Genomic DNA, 22,262 nt, shown 5'->3' on the forward strand with positions numbered 1-22,262 from the left:
CTGTCGGCTCGCATGATCAGATTCCTGAAACCGGGAAATGGTTGTACGTGAAACGACTTCCCGGACGATCGGCCGTTCCGGAGTGCGGGCGTGCCTACTTGACGTCGACGAAGTCGCTCGCGGCCGTGACCGCCGCCGTGGTCGTGTTGCCCACGAAGGTGTAGCGGTAGTTGCCGTCCGCCGTCGCCTTCACGGTGGTCTTCAGACCGCCGGTGGAGGTCGTCTTGACGGTCTTCACGGTGCTCCACTTGGTGGAGCCCTTCTTCTTGTACTGGAGCTGTACCGACTGGGCGCCGTAGCCCCCGAACTTGAGCGTCTCCCAGTTGGCGCGGGTGAGGGAGCCGGTCACGGTGATCGTCTTGCCCTTCTTCACCGGCTCCGGCGTCGCGTTGACCGTCAGCTTGGAGACGCGCTGGAAGTGGAAGGAACCGGCCTTCTCCTTCCACACGAAGTCGCCGTCGGCTGCGTCGATCCACGCGTCGACGTACCAGGTGCCGGCGTTCTTGTTGCTGAAGTAGTCGGTCCTCGGGTCCACCTTCACGGAGGCGGTGCACGTGGAGGTGGTGGCGTTGACCTTCTTGCAGGTCGGCGTGCCCGTCATCTCGAAGCCGTAGTCGGGGCCCGTCAGCGTGAAGTGCTCGGCGCTCTTGATACCGGAGTTGTCCGTGGCGGTCACGCTGATGGAGATGGTCTTCGCCGCGTTGGTGGAGACGGGCACCTTGTTGTCACCGTCGACGACGACCTTGGTGATCCGGGTGTCGCCGGTACCGCCGTCGCTCGGCGCGGCCTGCGCTGCGGGAACGGCCAGGCCGGCGAGGGCCAGAGCACCGAAGGAGACGGCGGCGGTGGCGCGGATGCGCATAGGTTTTCCCCCCGTTGGAGATCGCATTCACGGGAAGAGACTCGTACCCCTGTCCGACGGTTGCACGTTCGATGGAGAAATTGCGCAGAACATGTGAGCGCCCCCGCGGAAACCCCGCGAGGGCACTCCAGTTGAACCGTGCCGCTGTCAGTCGAACCAGCGGTCGCGGGCCAGTTCCGCGGTCCGTGACGGGTCCTCCAGCAGGGCGGCGACCTCGAAGCGGCGCGGCCACTGCCGTGCCGCCCAGGCGAGTCCGGCGGCGACACCCTCCAGGGTCGCGGCGTGCAGGACACCGTCGTCGGTCAGCCGCCAGTCGATCTCCACGCCGTCGACGACGAGCTCCTCGTGCTCGACGTACGTGCCGGGCGTGCGCGGGCCGAGCAGCACCCGCACCGACTCCGCTACGTCGTGCTCGACGCCCTCGGAGTCGACCCGCCCGGTCACGGACTCGCTCAGCCGCCGCACCTGGAACAGCTCGGCCAGCTCGGCGGCGCGGGACGGCCGTACCGGAAGCAGCGGCACGCCCTCGGTGAAGGGCAGCAGATCGGGCGAGTCGACGACGACGGCCTCGGCCGCGTCCACGACCCCGACCCGCCCGTCGACGACCGCCCGCAGCTCGTCCGGCAGAGTCACCTGCTCGGGATCCAGCTCGGCCAACGCGCCGTAGAGCCCGTGCAGTTGGGATGCCGAGACCGGGCGTTCCGGATCGGCGAGGCGGTCCAGGAGTTCGGCGGCGCCGCCGGGCTCCTCGAGCAGCGCGGCCACGGAGGTCCGCACGCCGAGGGCGCGCAGCACCTGCTCGTCGTCGAAACCGGTGGCGTCGGCCTCCTCGTACAGCCCGTGCAGGAGCGGATCCCCGCCGGCCGCCAGCAGACCGGCCGGACGGCGGCCGTCGAGCACCGGGTTCCCGCGCAGCCACCAGGCGGTGTACGGCCGGACGACCTCGTGGGTGCCGTCGGGCAGCAGGATCCGGACGGGCTGGGTGAGGGCGTCCCGCAGCGGCGGCCGGGCGAGCAGCGCGAGGGCCTGGGGCCAGCGGTCCTCGTCGACGAGGTCGAGGTCACGGACGGCGACCAGCTCGGTGGCGACCGGAGGCACCGGGCTGTCGGGGAACCGGTCGAGGATGTCCTCGCACCACACGTCGACGGCGTCCAGCAGGCCCGCGTCGTCGGGTTCGGCGAAGTCCCCTTCGCGGGGCTCCAGTTCGTCCGGGTCGAGGACGACGTCGGTGGCGCGGACGAGCGCGAAGTTCGCGAGGACACCACAGGCGGCGAGGGGCTGTTCGCCCCACCGGTCCGCCAGTTCGGCGTCGACGAAGGCGAGTTCGTCCTCCCGGACGACGGAGGCGAACGGGCTGCCCGGCAGCACCAGTTCACCGGCGGGGACGAGTTCCCCCTCCTCGTCGGGCAGCGCGAGGGCGCCGAGCCAGGGCTCGTCGCCGGGGTCCAGGCCGGCGTCGCGGACCAGCGCGAGCACGGTGTCGGCGAGTTCCTCGGCGTCCGGGGTGTCCTGGTCGTCCCAGGCGCCGCCGTCGTCGTCCAGGGACGCGGCCACGGCCGCCCGCACCTGCGGCGTGGTCAGCACGGCACGGGGGGTGGCGGGCAGCGCGCCGAGCTTCTCCAGGAGGGGGTGCGCGGCGTCCTGGTGGGCGACCTTGAGGCCGAGGCGGGCGAGGACCTCCGGGTCGGGACCGGCCGCGTCCGCCGTGGGCAGCAGCACCTGGCGCGGGCCGATGGTGGTCCGCCGGTCGGCCAGCGGCACCGGCAGCCCGGAGAGCCGCTCCGGGTCGACCCCGGCCAGGCTGTCGTAGAGCCGGTACCACCACTCCGGGTCCTTCTCCAGGCCTGCCAGCCGGTCCACCGCGTCGGCGAGCGGGATCCGGGCGACGCCCAGCGTGCGCAGCTCCACACGCCGCTCCAGCCCGGCGGGCAGCAGGGTGGGCAGCACCTCCGCCAGCACCCGTACGGTGTCGGCGCCGGCGCCCTCGACGACCTCGGCGTCCCGGGGGCGCAGCGCCTCCGGAAGCTCGACCACGTCGACCCCGTCGGCCCCGTCGGCTTCCCCGTCCTCGGGGACGGGCCGGACGGCGGGCGGCAGGAACGCGGTCCGCGGCAGCCGCTCCAGGATCGCCTGGCGCAGCGCCCCGTCGAGCTCCCCCTTGCCCAGCGGCCCGGGCACGAGGTCGATGATCCCCGCGCCCACCGGCCGCCAGCCGGCGAGGAGTTCGGCGTACGCGTCGGCCGCGCACCGCACCAGGTGGTCGGTGAGCGGGCCGGGGGCGGCGTGCCGGCGGGTGGTGTCGAGCGGGAAGGAGGCGATGAGCAGGGCGGGGACGCCCAGCGGCTCGTCGCTGGGGGTGGGGGCGTGCACGACGGGGGTGGTGCGGGGCCGGGCGGGCGAACCGTCCTCGTCGACCGGGACGGCCCAGGTGACCGACCAGTGGGGGCGCAGCCGCTCCTCCACCGGGCGGTCGACGAGGAGGTCGGGCGTGAGGGGGCCGTGCGCGGCGGCGACACGCCAGCGGGTGGTCCCGTCCCGCGTGTCCGCCACGACGGTGAGGGCGTCGTCGTCGGCGTCGGTGGTCCGGCGCAGGACGCGGGGCGCGTCGTCGCCGATCTCGATCACGACCTCTTCCAGGCCCGGGAGGGCGAGCAGGAGGGCGTCGTCGACGGCGGTGAGGAGGCGTTCGGCGAGGTCGGCGGCGGCGGTGTCGCGCAGCGGCAGGATCACGGCCGTGTCGTACGGGTCGGGGGCGGTGCCCTGGGCGGCGAAGGGCAGCCGGAGCAGGGGCACATGCCCGTCCCGCCGCCGGATCTCGTCGCCGAGCCCCGGGCTGTGCCGGGCGGTCTCGGAGGCGAGCGCGCGGGCCTCGGCCAGGTCCCAGCGGACACCGCCGTGCCGCCCGACGACGGCGGGCTCGTCGGTGACGGCGAGGACGGCGGCGAAGCCGACACCGAACCGCCCGACGGCCACGGCCGACTGCCGGGCCTCGCGCTTGGCGGAGGCGCGGAGGGTGGCGAGGGACTCCACACCGGTGGCGTCCAGGGGCGCGCCGGTGTTGGCGGCGACGAGGACGCCGTCCCGGAGGGTGAGCCGCAGCCTCCCGGGCACGTCGGCCCTGGCCGCGGCGTCGGCGGCGTTCTGAGCGAGCTCGACGACGAGCCGGTCCCGGTACCCGCCGAGGACCAGGTCCTCCTCGGCGTTGGCGTCCTCCCGGAAACGGGCGGGGCTGGTGGCCCAGGCATCCAGCACTCCGCGACGCAGGCGGGCCGTGCCGAAGGGGTCCGCGCCCTCGGGTGCCGGCCGCACGAACTTGCTCACGTTCACTCTCCTCATCGGCGTGGGCTCGAAGGTACCGCGCGGCGGAGTGACGGCAGAACGTCCCGCCGAGCCGCGCCCGGACCCCCGGACATCCCCCACATCACAATCACACAACGACTGCCGTGCCCGACCGGCGGGCAGGCCGGAACGGGCCCCACATGGACCCCCCGGGAGGCGTCGGGACGACCGGGGACGGCCCGGAAAGCCGGGGACCCGGGAAGGCGAGGGACCCGGGAGGGCTGGAAACGCCCGAGGACGGCGGCTCCGGGAGGACACCCGGAGGGTTCACCCGACGGCACCGGTGCGGGGCGCGCGGGCGGCCCCGGAAGCGGCCGTTCCCGGCCCGGTGCCGCGCCGGGAGCGACCCCGGCGGCCCGAGGACCAGGGCTGCGCCGGGAGCGGCTGCAGAAGGCCCCGGGGCCCTCGGGACGGCATCGGGGCCGGCTTCCGGGCCGACCGCCGGAGGCCCGAGGAGCCGACGGCACCCAGGGGCCCGTGCGAGGGCGTGCCCTAGGAGTGGCCCAGCTCCGCCGTGTCCGCGTCCGTCGTCTCCGGGACCGAACCCGAGTCCGCCGCCGGGCGGAGGGGGAACGGGTCGACCCGGGTCTCGTCGATCACCGGCGGAGCGGGCCGCGGGGGCGTCGGCATGACCGCTGCCTCCGAGTGGCCGCCGCAGCCGTACGCCAGCGAGACCACCCGGCCGTCGGCCGGGGAGAACTCGTTGGCGCAGATGCCGAAGGCCTGCCCGAGGGAGCCACCGATGGGAGTGAGGAAACCGCAGCTCACACAGGACGCGGGGGCCGCCTGGGCCATGGGCGTCTTGGGGCCGAAGCCGTCCTCCCAGCGGTCGGCCGCGGTGTGCAGACCGTAGCGGGAGAGCACCCGGGCGCGACGCAGGCCCAGTTCCTCGGCGACCGCCGCGATGGTGCCCCGGCGCGGAGCCGACGGAAGGGCCGCGGGCGGGGCCGGCGTCACCTCCGCGTCCTCCGCCTCCACCAGCTCGGCCATCTCCTCGGAGAGGGGCGAGTTCGGCGTCGGCTCGTCCGAGTCGAAGTAACCCGGCTGGAGGCGCGGATCGTCCTCACCGGTGTAGCCGGGCTCCAGACGCAGGTCCTCCGCGTCCGTGGGGAGGAGGTCGCCGGGGCCCATGTCGCCGGGGCGCAGACGGTCGCTCCACGGAACCCATTCGGGAGCCAGGACCGCGTCCGGGCCGGGCAGCAGGACCACCTCGTCCAGCGTGACGACCTTGGCGCGCGAGGCCCGTGCCACCGTCGCCGCCCAGCGCCAGCCGCGGTAGCCCAGTTCCTTGCACTCGAAGTAGTGGGTGACCACCCGGTCGCCCTCGGAGACCAACCCCGCATGCTCACCGACCACACCGGGGGCGGCTGCCTCCTCGGCTGCGGCACGTGCGAGGTCGACGGCCTCGGCGCACAGGCGGTCGGGGGTGCGGCTTCGCGTGGTCGCTGCGCTCACAGGTATCGCTTCTCTCCTACGCCGTCTCTCGGTGCGCCGGCCTGAAGGCGGCGGGTGCGGACGGAGCGGCTGGAGGTACCTCCCAGGCTCTTCAAGCACTGGGGGAGTGCCGCGTCGACGTCCGCGCCCGATCGCGCTCGGGCGCACCTGCTGTCATCCATTCTGCGGGATGGCCGGGAGGCGCGCGGCCGAGAACAATCGCCACGGCGCGCTACGCACGCTACCTGCTCGCGGACGCTCGGCCTACACCGACGGGACGTTTCCCGCTCACAGAAGCCGCCGAACCGCCGCCGAACCCTGTCCTGACCGGCCCGGCGCGGCGACGATCACACGCCCATACGCGCGGTAACCGCACTACGTACCGCTTTTCCGGGGCACTATGACGGGGTGGCAGCCGCGAGGACACCCCAGGGCGCCACCGGGATCGGTGCGACGAAGGGGAACAAGGGGAGGAGCCGGGTGAGCGGTTCGGGCCGGATGAGCGGGTCCGTCCGCGCGGTCGGCCGTGCCCTGCACTTCCCGTTCACCGGCACCGCCCGCGGGATCCGGAAGGCCACGCACGCGCACGGCGCAGGCGAGTCCGGCCTCGGCAAGCTGATCGAGCTGCACGGCGTGAACGGCGCCGGCGATGTCATGATCACCATCGCGCTCGCCTCCACCGTGTTCTTCTCGGTGCCCACCGACGAGGCCCGTGGGCGCGTCGCGCTGTACCTCGCCATCACCATGGCCCCCTTCACCGTCCTCGCCCCCGTGATCGGCCCCCTGCTGGACCGGCTCCCGCACGGGCGGCGTGCCGCCATGGCCGGGGCCATGCTCGCCCGCGCACTCCTCGCGCTCGTGCTGTCCGGGGCCGTCGCCACCGGCAGCATCGAGTTGTATCCGGCCGCGCTCGGCGTGCTCGTCTCCTCCAAGGCGTACGGGGTGGTCAGAAGCGCCGTGGTGCCCCGGCTGCTGCCACCCGGGTTCTCCCTGGTCAAGGCCAACTCGCGGGTCACCCTCGGCGGTCTCCTCGCCACCGGGATCGCCGCGCCCGTCGGGGCGGGGCTCCAGGCCCTCGGGCCGCGCTATCCGCTCTACGGCGCCTTCGTGATCTTCGTGGCCGGTACGTTCCTGTCCTTCTCGCTGCCCCGCAAGGTCGACTCCGCCAAGGGCGAGGCCGTGGCGCTGCTCGCCGCCGACGAGCAGCATCTGCACGGCCCGCACCGGCAGCCGGTGAAGCGGCCGGGCCTGCGGACCGTCGGCATCGCCGTCACGCACGCCCTCGGCGCCAACGCGGCCCTGCGCTGGCTGTCCGGGTTCCTGACCTTCTTCCTGGCGTTCCTGCTGCGCGAGCATCCGCTGACGGGGCAGAGCGCGGCCGTGTCGCTGGGCATGGTGGCGGTGTCGGCGGGCGTGGGCAACGCGCTCGGTACGGCGGTGGGGGCGTGGCTGCGTTCCAAGGCCCCGGAGCTGATCATCGTGACGGTCGTCGCCGTCGTGCTGGGCGCGGCGATCACCGCCGCGGTGTTCTTCGGGGCGTTCCTGGTGGCGTGCATGGCGGCGGTCGCCGGGTTCTCGCAGGCCCTGGCCAAGCTGTCGCTGGACGCGCTGATCCAGCGGGACGTGCCGGAGCTGGTGCGCACCTCGGCGTTCGCCCGCTCGGAGACGCTGCTGCAGGTGTGCTGGGTGTTCGGCGGCGCGGTCGGCATCGTGATGCCGCTGAACGGCGCGCTGGGCCTGTCGGTGGCCGCCGCGGTGGTCGCGCTGGGCTGGCTGACGACGGTCCGCGGTCTGCTGTCCTCGGTGCGGCACGGGAGCGGTGCGAAGCCCCGCGTGGCGTAACCGCGTGGCCTAACACACAGCCACGTCGCCCCCCACGTAAAGAGACCGCCGGGCGTGCCCGATAGCCTTCCGCCATGACCACGATGCCCCGCGGCGGAGCCGCTGATGTACCTGGCGTTGCGCGACGCCGCCGCGTCGTCGCCGCCGCCGGCGCCGTTTGTGCCGGACTGCTCGTCCTGTCGGCCTGCGACAAGCCGACGCCGCTGTCCACGATCACCGTCGGCCGCACCTCGGTCAGCGCCGAGGCCACCTGTGGCGGGGAGGGCGACACCCTCCAGGCCGCCGCGCTGACCAAGTGCCTCGCGGACAAGGACATCAAGTCGATCACCGTCGACCCGGACGAGACCGTCCGCTTCGGCGTCGACCCCGACGTGGCCGACAAGCGCTGGACGATCCTGATGAACGGTCAGCCGCTCACCGAGGACAGCGACAAGACCTACCGCACGATCCCGGGCAGCGTGTTCTTCAACGCCCAGTACGGCGCCCAGGGCGACTCCACCCTCGTCTCCATCAAGGCTGGCGACGGGAAGAAGGACAGCCAGGGTGTGACCGGCCTGTGGTCGTTCAAGCTCAAGAAGGACGACTGACCACGTCCCGCACCCGCGTCCTCGTGGCCACCGCGGTCCCCGCCGAACGGGACGCGGTGGCCCGGGCGCTGTCCGGGGCCGGCCGTGAGGTACGCCTGCCGGGCGTGACCCTGCACCGCGCGGACGAGCCCTACGACCTCCTCGCCGCCGGGGTCGGCCCGGCCCTGGCCGCCGCCTCCGTCTCGGCCGCCCTCACGGCCGCCGCGCTGAGCGGCGACCCCTACGGTCTGGTCGTCTCGACGGGCATCGCCGGCGGTTTCGCGCCCGACGCCCCCGTCGGCTCCCTGGTCCTCGCCGACGAGATCACCGCCGCCGACCTGGGTGCCGAGACCGCCGACGGCTTCCTGCCCGTCACCGAGCTGGGCTTCGGCACCGTCACCCACCGTCCGCCCGAGTCCCTCGTACGAGAGACCGCGGCCGCCACCGGGGCCCTGACCGGCGTCGTCCTGACCGTCTCGACGGTCACCGGGACCGCCGCCCGGGCCACCGCCCTGCGCGCGCTGCACCCGCGCGCCCTCGCCGAGGCGATGGAGGGCTTCGGGGTCGCCGAGGCCGCCGCCGCGCACGGCGTGCCCGTGCTGGAGATCCGCGCGGTCTCCAACCCCGTCGGCCCGCGCGACCGCGACGCCTGGCGCATCGGCGCCGCGCTCGCCGCCCTGACCACGGCCTTCGGGAAGCTCACACCCGTCCTGGAGAGTTGGAACCCGCATGACCGGTGACGATCTGAAGATCGCGTACTCGCCCTGCCCGAACGACACGTTCGTCTTCGACGCCCTCGCCCACGGCCGGGTGCCGGGCGCGCCCGGCTTCGACGTGACGTTCGCGGACATCGACATCACCAACGGCATGGCCGAGCGCGGTGAGTTCGACGTGCTGAAGGTGTCGTACGCCGTGCTGCCGTACGTCCTCGACGAGTACGCGCTGCTGCCGTGCGGGGGCGCGCTGGGCCGTGCCTGCGGCCCGCTGGTGCTGACGCGGGAGGCCGGGCTCGAGCTCACCGGCCGTACGGTCGCCGTACCCTCCGAGAGGTCGACGGCGTACCTGCTGTTCCGGCTCTGGGCGGCGGAACAGGTGCCGGGGGGCGTCGGCGAGATCGTCGTCATGCCGTTCCACGAGATCATGCCGGCCGTGCGGGACGGAAAGGTCGACGCGGGGCTGGTGATCCACGAGGCCCGCTTCACCTACCGCGACTACGGGCTGCACAAGCTCGCGGACATGGGCGAGCACTGGGAGTCCACGACCGGCCTGCCGATCCCGCTCGGCGCCATCATCGCCAAGCGTTCCCTGGGCACGCAGGCCCTCACCCGGCTCGCCGACGCGATCCGTACCTCCGTACGCGCCGCCTGGGACGCCCCCGAGATCTCCCGCCCGTACGTCATGGAACACGCCCAGGAAATGGACCCGTCCGTCGCCGACCAGCACATCGGTCTGTACGTCAACGGGTTCACGGCGGACCTGGGCGAGGACGGCTATGCGGCGGTCAGGGGATTGCTGACGCGCGCGGCGGCCGAGGGGCTGTTGCCGCCCCTCGGCCCGGATGCACTCGATTTCCCGTAACGCCCTCGGCGGACGACGATTTTCCGTCGGCCGGTACCGTCAGACGTCCAACTGGTCGGCGACCGCGCGCAGCAGTCCGGCAATCTGCTTGCCGGAGGTCTTCTCCGGGTAACGGCCCTTCTCGAGCATCGGCGTGATGTTCTCGAGGAGGGTGGTCAAGTCCTGGACGATGGACGCCAGTTCGTCGGGCTTCTTGCGCTGTGCGGCGGCGACCGAAGGGGTCGGGTCGAGAATCACGACGGAGAGGGCCTGGTCGCCGCGCTGTCCGGCGACGACGCCGAACTCCACTCGCTGGCCCGGCTTCAGTGCCTCGACTCCGGCAGGCAGGACGGAGGAATGGACGAAGACGTCACCGCCGTCGTCACGGGAGAGAAAGCCGAAGCCCTTCTCGCTGTTGAACCACTTGACCTTGCCGGTAGGCACGTCTGTCCTCGTCCTCGTACTCGTCGGAAAGCTGCTTCTCGACACCGAAACAGCTCTGAACGGCTCTGGATAGCACTCGGGCGGGTCGACCACGACCCGCCGGTACCAAGGCTAATGGTCTTCGGGCCGGTGACAAGACGTCCTCCGGTTGTTCCTTCGCGCAGGGAACTACCCTGGTCCGGTGCGTGACAAAACCCAAACGAATTCCGCCGCTCCCGGTGACCGACTGATCCGTGCCGGCGCCATCGTGTTCTTCGTCGGCGCTGTGGCCACACTGGTCACAGTCGCCCCACTCCTCCTCGATACGACGCCTTTTCCGACCTACATGTTCGGCTTGAGCATGCTCATGGGCGTCGGATTCCTCGTCGCGGGCGCCGGCGTCCTGCAATCCGTCGCCGCGGGCCGACGTCAGGCGCGGGGCGCCGCGCGGTAGGCCTCCAGGTGACCGGCGAGCCAGGCCGGGAATTCGGTGAGGTCGGCGAGCACGACATCCGCACCGGCCGTCCGCAGTTCCTCCGCACCGATCGGTCCGGTCGGCACGGTCACCGACAGCGCACCGGCGGCGCGCGCCCCGCGTACGTCGCCCACGTGGTCGCCGACGTAGACGCTCGCGCCGTGCTCGCGCAGCGCCTCCGCCTTCTGTTCGGCCCACAGGTTGCCGATGACCGCGTCGGGGCCGAGGCCCAGATGCTCCACCTGGAGCTTGGCGTTCGGCTCGTGCTTGGCCGTGACGACGATCGCGCGTCCGCCGGCCGCCCGCACCGCCGCGATCGACTCGCGGGCGCCGGGCAGCGCGGTCGCGCCGGTGACGCCGTGCTCGGGGTACAGCGAGCGGTACAGGTCGGCGACGGCCGCGACCCGCTCCGCCGGGTACCAGTGGGCCAGCTCGGTCTCGGGCGGCGGCCCGAGCCGGGTGACCACCAGATCGGCGTCGATGTACGTCCCCGTCCGCTCGGCGAGCGCCACATAGGTGGCGCGGATACCGGGCCGGGAGTCGATGAGGGTCATGTCGAGGTCGAAGCCGACGGTGATCACGGGTGACGTCATACGGCTCATTCTGCCTGGCCGTTACACCCGTTCTTCCGTACTACCTCGGCTTCTGTGACCGCCAGACCAGGAACAGCGCCGACGCCACGGCCGCGCCCCGGATCACCCACGGCCAGGTCTGAGCGACGGCGTCGTTCATGTGGCCGTCCGCGATGGGGTCGCCCCAGCGCCCCTCGGACCGCCCCCACAGCCAGACGAGCCCGGCCGTGAGCGCGAGTCCCGGCAGCCACATGACGGCGAACTTCGTCTCCCGTTCGGTCAGCCGGCGCGAGGCGTAGGCGAGGAGCCACCCCAGGATCAGCCCGAACCAGTTCCCGAGCACGGCGCCGACGACGAGACAGCCGGCGGCGATCAGCAGCAGGGGGTTGCTCCAGCGGGCCCGCTCACCGGAGGGCGACCGCCGAAGGACGCGGAACCGACGCCGCCCCGGCCGACCACCGTCCTCGTCCGCCCCCGACTCCCCCTCGCCCTCTTCGTCTTCTCCGTCCCGCTCCTCGTCCAGCTTCCTGGGCCGCGGAGGCTTGAGCAGGTCCGGGATCTCCACCCCGCCGACGAACCCCGGCACGTCCTCGCCGATGCCCAGCGGGGTCGGCTCGTTCAGCCACCAGTCGGGCGTCTCGCGGCTGTCGCCCAGTTCGTGCGCGGGAGCGCGGTGCGGCGGGGACGCCACGTCGGAGGGGGCTGCGGGGGGCGGCGTACCGGTCCGGGGACGCGGCACGACCCGCCGGATCCCCTTCGGCCGCTCCGGCTCCTCCTCGCGGTCGCGCTGCGCGGGCACGGAGGGCGGCGCCGGCGTCTGCGGCACGTCGCCGCCGCGACCGGCCGCTGCGGCGACGATGTCGTCGGGGCTGCCGAGGCGGTCGATGATGCGGCGGACGGCGGCGGGCGAGTCGACGACCGCTTTCGCGCGGCGCCGGTCGATCTCGTTGCGCAGCTCGGAGACGAGCCGCATCCGCGTGGCCGACGACAACTGCCGCTGCTGCGCGACATCCCCGACCCGGCTCAGATACTCGTAGACGACTTGGTCGCTCTCGATCCCCACGGGAAGAAGCTACCGCTTCCCCCCACCCCCACCGCTTCCTCCCGCCCGACACCACTCCGCCTCACCGCACCCCCAGCACGCCGGGCAGTCGAGCACCGGTCCGCGTCACCCGGCCCATGCGACGTCAGGGGCGGAGATCATCCAGCCCGTCCGGCGATTGAGGACAAGGCCCCTTCAGGGCCGGTGCGGGGGTCTGGGGGCGCAGCCCCCGGGGGACGCCAACCGCTACCGTGGGCAAGATGAGCACCGAGGACCAGCGGGCCCCCCGCTCCCTAGCGGCAGCGCTCCGCGCCCGGGACGACGCTTCACTTGCCGCACTTCTGCGCGCCCGCCCCGACCTCATCACCCCGGTCCCCACCGACCTCACCCAGCTCGCCACCCGCGCCGGCACCCGCGCCTCCGTCGTCCGCGCGCTGGAACGGCTCGACCGGTTCGCCCTGCAGACCGCGGAGGCGCTGGCCGTGGCCGGCGACCCGGCGACGTACGCCGAACTGCTCGGGCTGATGGCCGGCGACACCCGCGACCAGGCGGTCGCCGACGCCCTGCCCGGCGCCCTGACGGCCCTGCGGGAACAGGCCCTGGTCTGGGGCGACGAGGGCAACCTCCGCCTCGTCCGCACCGCCCGTGAACTGCTCGCGCCGTCCGCGCAGCACCCGTCCCCGACGGGGCTCGGGCCGAGCGTGCGGGAGGCGACCGCGGGCATGTCACCGGGCCGGATCCAGGAGTTGGTGGCGACGGCCGGGCTGCCGTCCACGCACGACTCGGTGTCCGCCGTCGGCGCGCTCACCGCCCTGTTCACGCACCGCAAGAAGATGACCGCCCTGCTCGCGAAGGCGCCCGCCGACTCCGTCGACGTCCTGAAGCGGCTGATGTGGGGGCCGCCGTACGGGCAGGTCACGGCCGATCCGGCGGCGCGACTGCGCTGGCTGCTCGATCGCGGGCTGCTGCTGCCGACGGCGCCCGGGACCGTCGTCCTGCCCCGCGAGGTCGCCCTGCATCTGCGCGAGGGCCGGGCCCACCGCACGGCCGAACCCGTGCCGCCCACCGTCGAGGCGGTCGCCACGCATCGTCCCCAGGTGGTGGACGCGACGGCCGCCGGGCAGGCGTACACGACGCTGGCGACCGTGGAGGAGCTGCTGAAGGACTGGCACGAGGGCGGCCCCGCGGTCCTGCGCGCGGGCGGGCTGAGCGTGCGCGACCTGAAGCGGACGGCCGTCGCCCTCGACGTGTCCGAACCGATGGCCGCGTTCTGGGTCGAGCTGGCGTACGCGGCCGGACTGCTCGCCTCCGACGGGGAGGCCGACGAGCGGTACGCGGCCACCCCGGAGTACGACGACTGGCTGGAGCGGCCGCCCGCCGACCGGTGGGCGCAGCTCGCGCAGGCGTGGCTGGCGGCGACCCGGACGTCCGGGGTGGTCGGCGGCCGGGACCTCAAGGAGCGGGCTCTCTCGGCGCTGGGGCCGGGCCTGGACCGGTCCGCCGCGCCGGAGGTGCGCCATCGGGTGCTGACCCTGCTGGCCGGGCTGCCCGAGGGCGCCGTCCCGGACCCGGAGGCGGTGCTGGCCCGGCTGCGCTGGGAGCGCCCGCTGCGCGGACCGCAGGGCCAGCAGAGCCCACCAGGTGCGCAGGGACAGCAGGGACCGCAAGGACCGCAAGGACCGCAAGGTGTGCAGGGGCCTCAGGGCGACGACGACCTGCGAACCCGGCTGGCCCGCTGGACCCTGATGGAGGCCGAGCTCCTGGGCGTCACCGGCCGGGGCGCGCTGTCGGCGCACGGACGGGCCCTGCTGGGGGCAAGGGCGTCCGCGCCCAAACCGCCCACCCCCACAGCGCAGGACGACCCGACCGGTCCGACCGGCCCCGGCGACAAGCTGCCCGCACCGCACCGCGCGGCCGCCGCCGGATCCCCGGCCACGCCCCTCTCGCCTCCCGAGCAGGCCGTGGCCACCGCGGCCGCCGCCCGACTGCTCGCCCCGCTGCTCCCCGAGCCCCTGGACCACGTCCTGCTCCAGGCCGACCTGACCGCGGTCGCCCCCGGCCCGCTGCGGCGCCCGCTGGCCGACGTGCTGAGCGTCCTCGCGGACGTCGAGTCCAAGGGCGGCGCGACCGTCTACCGCTTCACCCCCGGCTCGGTGCGCCGCGCGCTGGACGCCGGCCGCAGCGCCTCCGACCTGCACGCCTTCCTCACCGAGCACTCCCGGACGCCGGTACCGCAGCCGCTGGCGTACCTGATCGACGACGTGGCCCGCCGGCACGGCCATCTGCGGGTGGGCGCGGCCTCGGCCTACGTCCGCTGCGACGACGACGCCCTGCTGAACGAGATCCTCGCCGACAAGCGCGCCGCCGCCCTGCGCCTGCGCCGCCTGGCCCCGACGGTGCTCGCGACCCAGGCCGACCCGGCGGCCCTCCTCGAGGGCCTGCGCGCGATGGGCTTCGCGCCCGCCGCCGAGTCGGCCGAGGGGGACGTCCTGATCACCCGCGCCCACGCCCACCGGACCCCGCCCCGCACGGCTCCCGAGCCGGTGCCGGACGGTCCGCCGGTACCCGACACCACGCTGCTCACGGCGGCGATCCGCGCGATCAGGGCCGGCGACCTGGCCGCCACGACCCCCCGCAAACCGACGGAGGACGCCGCCCCGCTCGCCCCCGGCGAACTCCCCCGGACCAGCTCCGCCGAGACCCTCGCCACCATGCAGGCCGCCGTCCTCACCGGCGAGGCCCTGTGGATCGGCTACGTCAACGCCGAGGGCACCGCCAGCCAGCGCGTCATTGCCCCGGTCCGGGTGGAGGGCGGCTTCGTGACGGCGTACGACCACACGGCGGACGAGGTCCGCACCTACCCGCTGCACCGCATCACAGGCGTCGCAGAACTGGCGGACGACTGACCCCGACGGCCTTGTGCCCGACGGCCGCCGGCTCAAGGCCGCCAAGCCGCCGGGCGTCAGGCACAAGGCCACCGGGCACAAGGCCGACGGGCCAGAAGGCCGCCGGTTGCATGACCGCCAGGCCATGCAACCGCCCGGCACAAGGCCGTCAGGCCAGAACCCGCCGGTTGAACGCGACGGGCCGGGCCCGGCCGGTCAGCATTCGCCGATCGAGGCGTCCGCGGGCAGGCCGAAATGGGCCCGGGCCGTGGCCTCCAGGGCGTGCGGCGACATCGGGTCCTGGAGGGAGGGCCGGGTGAAGACCCCGAAGTGGGACTCGGTCCACCGCCCGTACCCTTCGCCGTCCGGCGGCTCCTCCCGGGCGACGACCCGGTAGCCCCCGGCGGCCGCCTCGTCCCGCTCCAGCCGCACCACCTGCGGATACTGTCCGGCCCCGCACTCGACGAGACTGTCGTCCTGCACCCCGTACTCGACACACAGCGTGTTGACGCCGGCCCGCACCACGCCCGCGTGCTCCTCCAGTTCGAGCGCCTTCGCCTGGCAGAACCAGCGCGCCTCGAGCGCGGGCACGGTCTCGCCGTAGCCGCTCCCCCGCGACTCCGCCGCGATCCTGGCCTCGATCACCGGCCGTACCTCGCTCCACAGCCGCCCGTCGATGCCCGCGGGCCACATCACCCAGGTGCCCGTGGCCGCCAGCACCGCCGCGGCTCCCACGCCGACCGCACCTCTGCGGAACGACAGGACCGACATACCGTGACTCCCCACCGCGTCGCGCCCATCGCGCTGCTCCCCCGGTCAGACCCACGAACGCAGGTCAGGGTTGCGCAGGGCCGCCGGGAAGAAGCGGCCCACCACTACGGCGCGCCGTACGGCACACTGGAGGTTTGGCCCGTGCGGAAGGGATGGCGTACGTGAACGGACCGCTGATCGTCCAGTCGGACAAGACTCTGCTCCTGGAGGTAGACCACGAGCAGGCGGACGACTGCCGTCGTGCCATCGCGCCGTTCGCGGAGCTGGAGCGGGCGCCGGAGCACATCCACACCTACCGGCTGACCCCGCTGGGCCTGTGGAACGCGCGGGCCGCCGGCCACGACGCCGAGCAGGTCGTGGACGCGCTCGTGCACTACAGCCGCTACCCGGTGCCGCACGCGCTGCTCGTCGACATCGCCGAGACGATGGACCGCTACGGCCGTCTGACCCTGAGCAAGCACCCCGCGCACGGGCTCGTGCTCACCACGACCGACCGGCCGGTGCTGGAGGAGATCCTGCGCTCCAAGCGGGTCGCTCCGCTGGTCGGCGTGCGGATCGACCCGGACAGCGTCGCCGTGCACCCCTCCGAGCGCGGGCAGATCAAGCAGACGCTGCTGAAGCTGGGCTGGCCGGCCGAGGACCTCGCCGGGTACGTCGACGGCGAGGCGCACCCGATCGAGTTGGACGAGGACGGCTGGGCACTGCGGCCCTACCAGAAGCAGGCGGTGGAGAACTTCTGGCACGGCGGCAGCGGCGTCGTGGTGCTGCCGTGCGGTGCGGGCAAGACCCTCGTCGGCGCCGGGGCGATGGCCCAGGCGAAGGCGACCACGCTGATCCTGGTCACGAACACCGTCTCCGCGCGGCAGTGGAAGCACGAGCTGGTGAAGCGGACGTCGCTGACCGAGGAGGAGATCGGCGAGTACAGCGGCACGCGCAAGGAGATCCGGCCCGTCACCATCGCCACGTACCAGGTGCTGACGACCCGGCGGAAGGGCGTCTACCCGCACCTGGAGCTGTTCGACTCCCGGGACTGGGGGCTCATCCTCTACGACGAGGTGCATCTGCTGCCGGCGCCGGTCTTCAAGTTCACGGCGGACCTCCAGGCGCGCCGCCGCCTCGGGCTGACCGCGACCCTCGTCCGCGAGGACGGCCGTGAGTCGGACGTGTTCTCCCTGATCGGGCCCAAGCGGTTCGACGCGCCGTGGAAGGAGATCGAGGCGCAGGGCTACATCGCGCCCGCCGACTGCGTCGAGGTCCGGGTCAACCTGACGGACTCCGAGCGGCTGGCGTACGCGACCGCCGAGGCGGAGGAGAAGTACCGCTTCTGCGCGACGACGGCGACGAAGCGGAAGGTGACGGAGGCGCTCGTCCGCCGCTTCGCGGGGCAGCAGATCCTGGTCATCGGCCAGTACATCGACCAGCTGGACGAGCTCGGCGAGCATCTGAACGCCCCGGTGATCAAGGGCGAGACCACCAACGCGCAGCGCGAGAAGCTCTTCGGCGCCTTCCGGGAGGGCGAGATCAGCGTGCTGGTGGTGTCCAAGGTCGCGAACTTCTCGATCGACCTGCCGGAGGCGACGGTCGCCATCCAGGTCTCGGGCACCTTCGGCTCCCGCCAGGAGGAGGCCCAGCGTCTGGGCCGGGTCCTGCGCCCCAAGGCGGACGGCCACCAGGCCCACTTCTACTCGGTGGTGGCACGGGACACCCTCGACCAGGACTTCGCCGCGCACCGCCAGCGCTTCCTGGCGGAACAGGGCTACGCGTACCGGATCATGGACGCGGACGAGCTGCTCGCGGGTGAGGCCTGAGTCACCTGCGGCGGCGGACGCCCGCCTCCTCGCCGTACTCGCCCAGGATGATCACGTCGAAGGCGGCGCCCGCGAAGACCTTCACGGCGCGCAGGGCGTCGCCGAGGCGGTGGCGGTGTAGGTCGGACAGGGAGGTCGCGCCGGACGGGCGACCGGGGGCCGGGGTCAGGGTCGCTGCACTCATGTCTCCATGATGGGCTCCCGGTCATAAAGCGGGCATCGGTCCCAGGTCCCCATTCGGCGTACTACTCCGGTACACCTGCGGGCGGGGGTGTCCCCTACGGGACGACGGCCGCCGGGTAGGGGTTGGGGGGCGCGGTGAGCCCGGAACGGGCGTCCACCGGGAGGCGTCCCGATAAATGCGTTGGCACGCCCCTGCCTCGTTCACCTACAATCTCCGCTCTTGCCCGCCTCCCTTTCCGGAGTGCCGCCGTCCGGACGGAAACCGGACGGACTCACCGCAGCGCCCACCTCAGCCGGTCCGGAGGCACCCCCTTGTCCACGCCGTCCACGCCGTCCATCCCGTCCACGCCTGTCGACGACGATCCGCTCGCCCGCGAGCGCGCCCACCTCTCCTCCTCCCGGGGCGCCCTGCGTGCCATGCGTGAGGACGCCGAGGCCCTCGACATCAGCGACGTCACCGCGAACTGGGTCAACGCCCAGATCCTGGAGCGCCAGATCGGAGAGCGGATCAAGGCGCTCGCCGACCTCAGCGACACCCCGCTGTTCTTCGGCCGGCTCGACTACCTGCACGCTCCCGGCGCCGAGCGGGCGGAGGGCGCGGAGGGGGAGCAGTTCTACATCGGGCGTCGGCATGTGCACGACGGCAACGGCGATCCGATGGTCATCGACTGGCGTGCGCCGGTCTCGCAGCCGTTCTACCGGGCCTCGAAGAAGGATCCGATGGACGTCGGGCTGCGCCGCCGCTTCGGTTACACCGGCGGCGACCTCACCGCCTACGAGGACGAGCACCTGTCCGACCCGGCGGAAGCGGCACGGACCAGCAAGCTGCTCCAGCGGGAGATCGAGCGGCCCCGTGTCGGACCGATGCGGGACATCGTCGCCACCATCCAGCCCGAGCAGGACGAGATCGTGCGCAGCGGGCTGGGCGGCACGGTCTGTGTCCAGGGAGGCCCGGGGACCGGTAAGACGGCCGTCGGTCTGCACCGGGTGGCGTATCTGCTGTACGCCCACCGCGAGCGGCTCGCCCGCACCGGCACGCTGGTCATCGGACCGAACCGGTCCTTCCTCCACTACATCGAGCAAGTGCTGCCCGCACTGGGTGAGTTGGCGGTACGCCAGGGCACGGTCGACGACCTGGTGGCCCATGTGGAGGTGCGGGGCACGGACGACGCGGCCGCGGCGGTCGTCAAGGGTGACGCGAGGATGGCGGAGGTGCTGCGGCGGGCCGTGTACGCGCACGTCAGCATGCCGAGCGAACCGCTCGTCGTCGTGCGCGGCTCGCGGCGGTGGCGGCTGCCGGCGTACGAACTCGAGGAGATGATCCGGGAGTTGCTGGACCGGGACATCCGCTACGGCGCCGCCCGCGAGGCTCTGCCGCAGCGGATCGCGCACGCGATCCTGGTGCAGATGGAACGCTCGGGGGAGGCCCCGGACGACCGGGTGCAGGACGCCGTCGCCCGCAACAGCGCGGTGAAGGCGGCCGTGAAGGAGGTCTGGCCGGCCGTCGATCCGGCGAAGCTGGTGCTGCGGCTGCTCACCGACGCGGACTTCCTCGCCGAGCACGCGAAGGGCGTGCTGAGCGAGGACGAGCAGAAGACGATCCTGTGGGCGCTGCCGGGATCCGGCAGAAGGCCGGCCCGGTCCGTGAAGGCGGCCAGGTGGTCGGCGGCGGACGCGGTGCTGATCGACGAGGCGACCGACCTCGTCGAGCGCACCCACTCCCTCGGCCATGTGGTCCTGGACGAGGCGCAGGACCTGTCCCCCATGCAGTACCGGGCGGTCGGCCGCCGCTGCACGACGGGTTCGGCGACCGTGCTGGGCGACCTGGCGCAGGGCACCACCCCGTGGGCGACCCGGAGTTGGCAGGAGGCCCTCGGTCACCTGGGCAAGGCGGACGCGGTGATCGAGGAACTGACGGCCGGTTTCCGCGTGCCGACGGACGTCATCACCTACGCGTCCCGCCTGCTCCCGCACATCGCGCCGGGCCTGACACCCGTCGCCTCGGTCCGCGAGAACCCCGGCTTCTTCGACCTCCGGCCGGTCGCCGGCACCGACGAAACCGTCGCGGCCTGCGTGGAGCTGCTGCGCAACGAGGGCTCGACGGGCCTGATCGCGGCCGACGCCCGGATCCCGGTCCTGGCCGAAGCGCTGACCGCGTCGGGCATCGGCCACCTGGCCCCCGGCGAGGAGACCACGGCCGAGACCCGCCTCACCCTGGTCCCGGCCTCCCTGGCCAAGGGCCTGGAGTACGACTACGTCGTCCTGGACGAACCCCAGGCGGTGGTCGACGGCGAACCGGACGAGCGGACGGGCCTGCGGCGGCTGTACGTGGCGCTGACCCGAGCGGTGTCGGGCCTGATCGTGACCCACACAGCCCCCCTGCCACCCCAGCTCACCTGACCGACCCGGCCCCTTCTGAGCCCCCGCTCCTCGTACTCGTCCCGCTCGCCGTACTCGGCGCGGTCGTCGCGGTCGTCGCGGTCGTCGCGGTCGTTCTACTTACCGGGCTCGTCCTGCTCGCCGTCCACCGCTCGTCGCCACTCCCGCACGGCCTCCGCCGAGACGGGCCCGGTCCAGCCGGCCGGGCGGGCCGCGCCGCCGATGTGGAAGGCGTCGATGCCGGCGGCCCTCAGCACCGGCACATGGTCGAGACGCAGCCCGCCGCCGACGAGGAGCTGCTGCTCGTACCCCTGCTCCCCCTGCCGTGCCGCCTCCGCGAGCAGAGTGGACAGGCCGGTGTCGACGCCGGTGGCGGAACCGGCCGTGAGGTAGGTGTCCAGTCCGGGCAGGCCGTCCAGCTGCTTGCGCAGGGCGTCGCGGTCGGCGGCGTGGTCGAGGGCGCGGTGGAAGGTCCAGCGGCAGCCGTCCAGCTCGGCGACGACCCGCTCCACCGCGGCCAGGTCCACCCCGCACTCCGCGTCGAGGAACCCGAGCACGAACTCGTCCGCGCCGGCCGCCCGCAGCTCGCCGGCGACCCGTACCAGGGAGTCGACCTCCTCGGCGGCTCCCGCCGCGAAGCCTTCGGAGCGTCTGAGCATCACGCGCAGGGAGAGGTCGACGGCGGCCCGGATCCCGGCGAAGACCGCGACCGGCGGGGTGAGCCCGTCGGCGGCCATGTCGGTGACCAGCTCGAGGCGGTCCGCGCCTCCGGTCTGGGCGGCGACGGCGTCCTCGGCGTCGAGGGCGATCACCTCCAGAACTGCACGCTTGCTCATGGCACCCCATTCGTCGGCGTTCATCGCGTTCATCGGCTTCGTCGGGCGGCTACAGGTCTAGTCCAATTCAAGAATACGCCGGAGAACCCCGTCCGTACGCGCGACAATGGGGCCATGGCCGATCTCGACGCCCTGCGCACCCGTTTCAGCCACACCCTGGACAGGACCCGGGGCCCGGCCGGTGGCCCGGACCCGAAGCCGTACGCCGACGACCTCCTCGCCCGCTGGCAGGAGCCGCAGCGCCGGTACCACACACTCACGCACCTCACCCATGTCCTCGACCGCGTCGACGTCCTCGCAGAGCACGCCGCCGACCCGGACGTCGTCCGGCTGGCCGCCTGGTTCCACGACGCCGTCTATCTGCCCGACCGGTCCGAGAACGAGGAGCGCTCCGCCCGCCTCGCCGAGCGCGCGCTGCCCGAGGCGGGGGTGTCGCCGGAGCGGACCGCCGAGGTCGCGAGGCTCGTCCGGCTCACCGTCACGCACGATCCGGCCGACGACGACCTCGACGGCCAGGTCCTGTGCGACGCCGACCTCGCGATCCTCGCCGCGCCGCCGGCCGCGTACGCCGCCTACACCGCCGCCGTCCGCGAGGAGTACCACTTCGTCCCGAGCGACGCCTTCCGGGTCGGCCGGGCGGACATCCTGCGCCAACTCCTCGACCTGCCAAGGCTGTTCAGGACGCCGTACGCGAGCGAGCGGTGGGAGGCCACGGCCCGCTACAACCTGCGGGGCGAACTGGAACTGCTCGCCTCGTGACCACCCCGCGCATCCCCGCCGAACGCCTCACCCTGGAGGGCGTCACCCCCAGCGCCGCCGCCGGACTGCGGGCGGGCGGCGGCGGAGGCTTCGTGTGGCTCGACGGCGGACCCTTCGAGGGGACGCGGGACGCCGCGGGCATGTTGGTGCGGGCGTATGTGTCGGGGGTGCACCGGCCGGAGTTCGGCATGTACGTCCTCGTACGGCGGGCGGACGGCCGGGCCGTCGGCAGCATGTGCTTCCACACGGCCCCGGACGAGGAGGGCCGCACGGAGATCGGCTACGACCTGGTGGAGGCCGCCCGCGGCCACGGCTACGCGACCGAGGCGCTGCGCGCGCTGGCCGGCTGGGCGCTGGCACGGGACGACGTACGGCGCCTGTTCGCGGTCGTCGAGCACGCCAACGCCCCCTCCCGCGGTGTGCTCGAACGGGCGGGGTTCGTCAAGGTCGCCGCGGGCGACGGGGAGGACGCGTACGAGCTGCGCGGGCGGGGGCACCCGACGTAGGACGTCCTGCGCCCGCCCCGCCC

Annotated in this window: 18 protein-coding genes and 1 pseudogene; 10 read left to right on the plus strand and 9 right to left on the minus strand. The window is 73.4% G+C overall.

From position 1 onward, the window contains the following. Positions 1–94: 94 nt before the first annotated feature. From ACFVYS_RS09050 to ACFVYS_RS09060, 3 genes are all read right to left on the minus strand, one after another. Entirely contained in the window at positions 95–862 is a 768-nt protein-coding gene (locus ACFVYS_RS09050) for a calcium-binding protein (RefSeq protein ID WP_389500222.1), read from the minus strand. 147 nt (positions 863–1,009) lie between these two features. Then, positions 1,010–4,183, minus strand: a complete 3,174-nt coding sequence (locus tag ACFVYS_RS09055; protein WP_389500223.1) for a sacsin N-terminal ATP-binding-like domain-containing protein — start codon at positions 4,181–4,183, stop codon at positions 1,010–1,012. A gap of 510 nt (positions 4,184–4,693) precedes the next feature. After that, a complete protein-coding gene (locus ACFVYS_RS09060) occupies positions 4,694–5,656 on the minus strand; it encodes a DUF3027 domain-containing protein (RefSeq protein WP_389500225.1) in 963 nt (320 codons plus the stop codon). 387 nt (positions 5,657–6,043) lie between these two features. On the opposite strand from ACFVYS_RS09060, the gene ACFVYS_RS09065 reads away from it, so the two are divergent. From ACFVYS_RS09065 to ACFVYS_RS09080, 4 genes are all read left to right on the plus strand, one after another. Continuing rightward, a complete protein-coding gene (locus tag ACFVYS_RS09065; RefSeq protein ID WP_389500226.1) occupies positions 6,044–7,477 on the plus strand; it encodes an MFS transporter in 1,434 nt (477 codons plus the stop codon). Positions 7,478–7,551: 74 nt separating this feature from the next. Further along, complete coding sequence (locus tag ACFVYS_RS09070) at positions 7,552–8,064, plus strand: DUF2771 domain-containing protein (protein ID WP_389500228.1); 513 nt, start codon at positions 7,552–7,554, stop codon at positions 8,062–8,064. Continuing rightward, positions 8,034–8,783 (plus strand): futalosine hydrolase, encoded by a 750-nt coding sequence (locus ACFVYS_RS09075; protein ID WP_389500230.1) that lies wholly within the window; start codon positions 8,034–8,036, stop codon positions 8,781–8,783. The genes ACFVYS_RS09070 and ACFVYS_RS09075 overlap by 31 nt, the downstream gene beginning before the upstream one ends. Then, complete coding sequence (locus tag ACFVYS_RS09080; protein ID WP_389500232.1) at positions 8,773–9,621, plus strand: 1,4-dihydroxy-6-naphthoate synthase; 849 nt, start codon at positions 8,773–8,775, stop codon at positions 9,619–9,621. Before ACFVYS_RS09075 ends, ACFVYS_RS09080 begins: the two co-directional genes overlap by 11 nt. A gap of 39 nt (positions 9,622–9,660) precedes the next feature. Here ACFVYS_RS09080 and ACFVYS_RS09085 read toward each other — a convergent pair whose 3' ends face one another. Further along, positions 9,661–10,044: a cold-shock protein gene (locus ACFVYS_RS09085; protein WP_020130260.1), complete on the minus strand. Its 384-nt coding sequence runs from the start codon at positions 10,042–10,044 to the stop codon at positions 9,661–9,663. 181 nt (positions 10,045–10,225) lie between these two features. Here ACFVYS_RS09085 and ACFVYS_RS09090 point away from each other — a divergent pair, with 181 nt between their 5' ends. Then, positions 10,226–10,477, plus strand: a complete 252-nt coding sequence (locus ACFVYS_RS09090) for a hypothetical protein (protein ID WP_020130261.1) — start codon at positions 10,226–10,228, stop codon at positions 10,475–10,477. Here the strand turns inward: ACFVYS_RS09090 and ACFVYS_RS09095 are convergent. Together ACFVYS_RS09095 and ACFVYS_RS09100 are read right to left on the minus strand one after the other, a co-directional pair. Next, entirely contained in the window at positions 10,453–11,100 is a 648-nt protein-coding gene (locus tag ACFVYS_RS09095; protein WP_389500234.1) for an HAD family hydrolase, read from the minus strand. The genes ACFVYS_RS09090 and ACFVYS_RS09095 overlap by 25 nt on opposite strands. Positions 11,101–11,131: 31 nt before the next feature. Next, complete coding sequence (locus tag ACFVYS_RS09100) at positions 11,132–12,133, minus strand: hypothetical protein (RefSeq protein ID WP_389500236.1); 1,002 nt, start codon at positions 12,131–12,133, stop codon at positions 11,132–11,134. A 239-nt stretch (positions 12,134–12,372) separates the two neighbouring features. On the opposite strand from ACFVYS_RS09100, the gene ACFVYS_RS09105 reads away from it, so the two are divergent. Continuing rightward, complete coding sequence (locus ACFVYS_RS09105) at positions 12,373–15,018, plus strand: helicase-associated domain-containing protein (RefSeq protein WP_389500237.1); 2,646 nt, start codon at positions 12,373–12,375, stop codon at positions 15,016–15,018. Positions 15,019–15,213: 195 nt separating this feature from the next. Here the strand turns inward: ACFVYS_RS09105 and ACFVYS_RS09110 are convergent, their stop codons facing one another. Next, positions 15,214–15,768 (minus strand): hypothetical protein, encoded by a 555-nt coding sequence (locus ACFVYS_RS09110; RefSeq protein ID WP_389500239.1) that lies wholly within the window; start codon positions 15,766–15,768, stop codon positions 15,214–15,216. Between the two features lie 161 nt (positions 15,769–15,929). Between ACFVYS_RS09110 and ACFVYS_RS09115 the strand changes: the two genes are divergently transcribed. Then, on the plus strand, positions 15,930–17,576 hold the full coding sequence (locus ACFVYS_RS09115) for a DNA repair helicase XPB (protein WP_389500240.1): 1,647 nt from the start codon (positions 15,930–15,932) through the stop codon (positions 17,574–17,576). Between the two features lies 1 nt (position 17,577). On the opposite strand, the gene ACFVYS_RS09120 is transcribed toward ACFVYS_RS09115, so the two are convergent. Then, the gene (locus tag ACFVYS_RS09120; protein WP_389500242.1) at positions 17,578–17,760 is read right to left on the minus strand and encodes a hypothetical protein; all 183 of its coding nucleotides are present in this window, start codon (positions 17,758–17,760) and stop codon (positions 17,578–17,580) included. A 311-nt stretch (positions 17,761–18,071) separates the two neighbouring features. Here ACFVYS_RS09120 and ACFVYS_RS09125 point away from each other — a divergent pair, with 311 nt between their 5' ends. Then, entirely contained in the window at positions 18,072–20,159 is a 2,088-nt protein-coding gene (locus tag ACFVYS_RS09125) for a HelD family protein (RefSeq protein ID WP_389500243.1), read from the plus strand. A 95-nt stretch (positions 20,160–20,254) separates the two neighbouring features. Here the strand turns inward: ACFVYS_RS09125 and ACFVYS_RS09130 are convergent, their stop codons facing one another. Beyond that, positions 20,255–20,974 carry a copper homeostasis protein CutC gene (locus ACFVYS_RS09130; protein WP_389500245.1) on the minus strand — a complete coding sequence of 240 codons (720 nt, stop codon included), beginning with the start codon at positions 20,972–20,974 and terminating at the stop codon, positions 20,255–20,257. Positions 20,975–21,088: 114 nt separating this feature from the next. Between ACFVYS_RS09130 and ACFVYS_RS09135 the strand changes: the two genes are divergently transcribed. Continuing rightward, entirely contained in the window at positions 21,089–21,733 is a 645-nt protein-coding gene (locus ACFVYS_RS09135) for a hypothetical protein (protein WP_389500247.1), read from the plus strand. A gap of 11 nt (positions 21,734–21,744) precedes the next feature. Further along, a pseudogene (locus tag ACFVYS_RS09140) lies at positions 21,745–22,239 on the plus strand (GNAT family N-acetyltransferase); the annotation flags it as partial. Positions 22,240–22,262 lie beyond the last annotated feature (23 nt).

The organism is Streptomyces sp. NPDC058295 (assembly GCF_042880655.1).
Lineage (GTDB): Bacteria > Actinomycetota > Actinomycetes > Streptomycetales > Streptomycetaceae > Streptomyces > Streptomyces coriariae.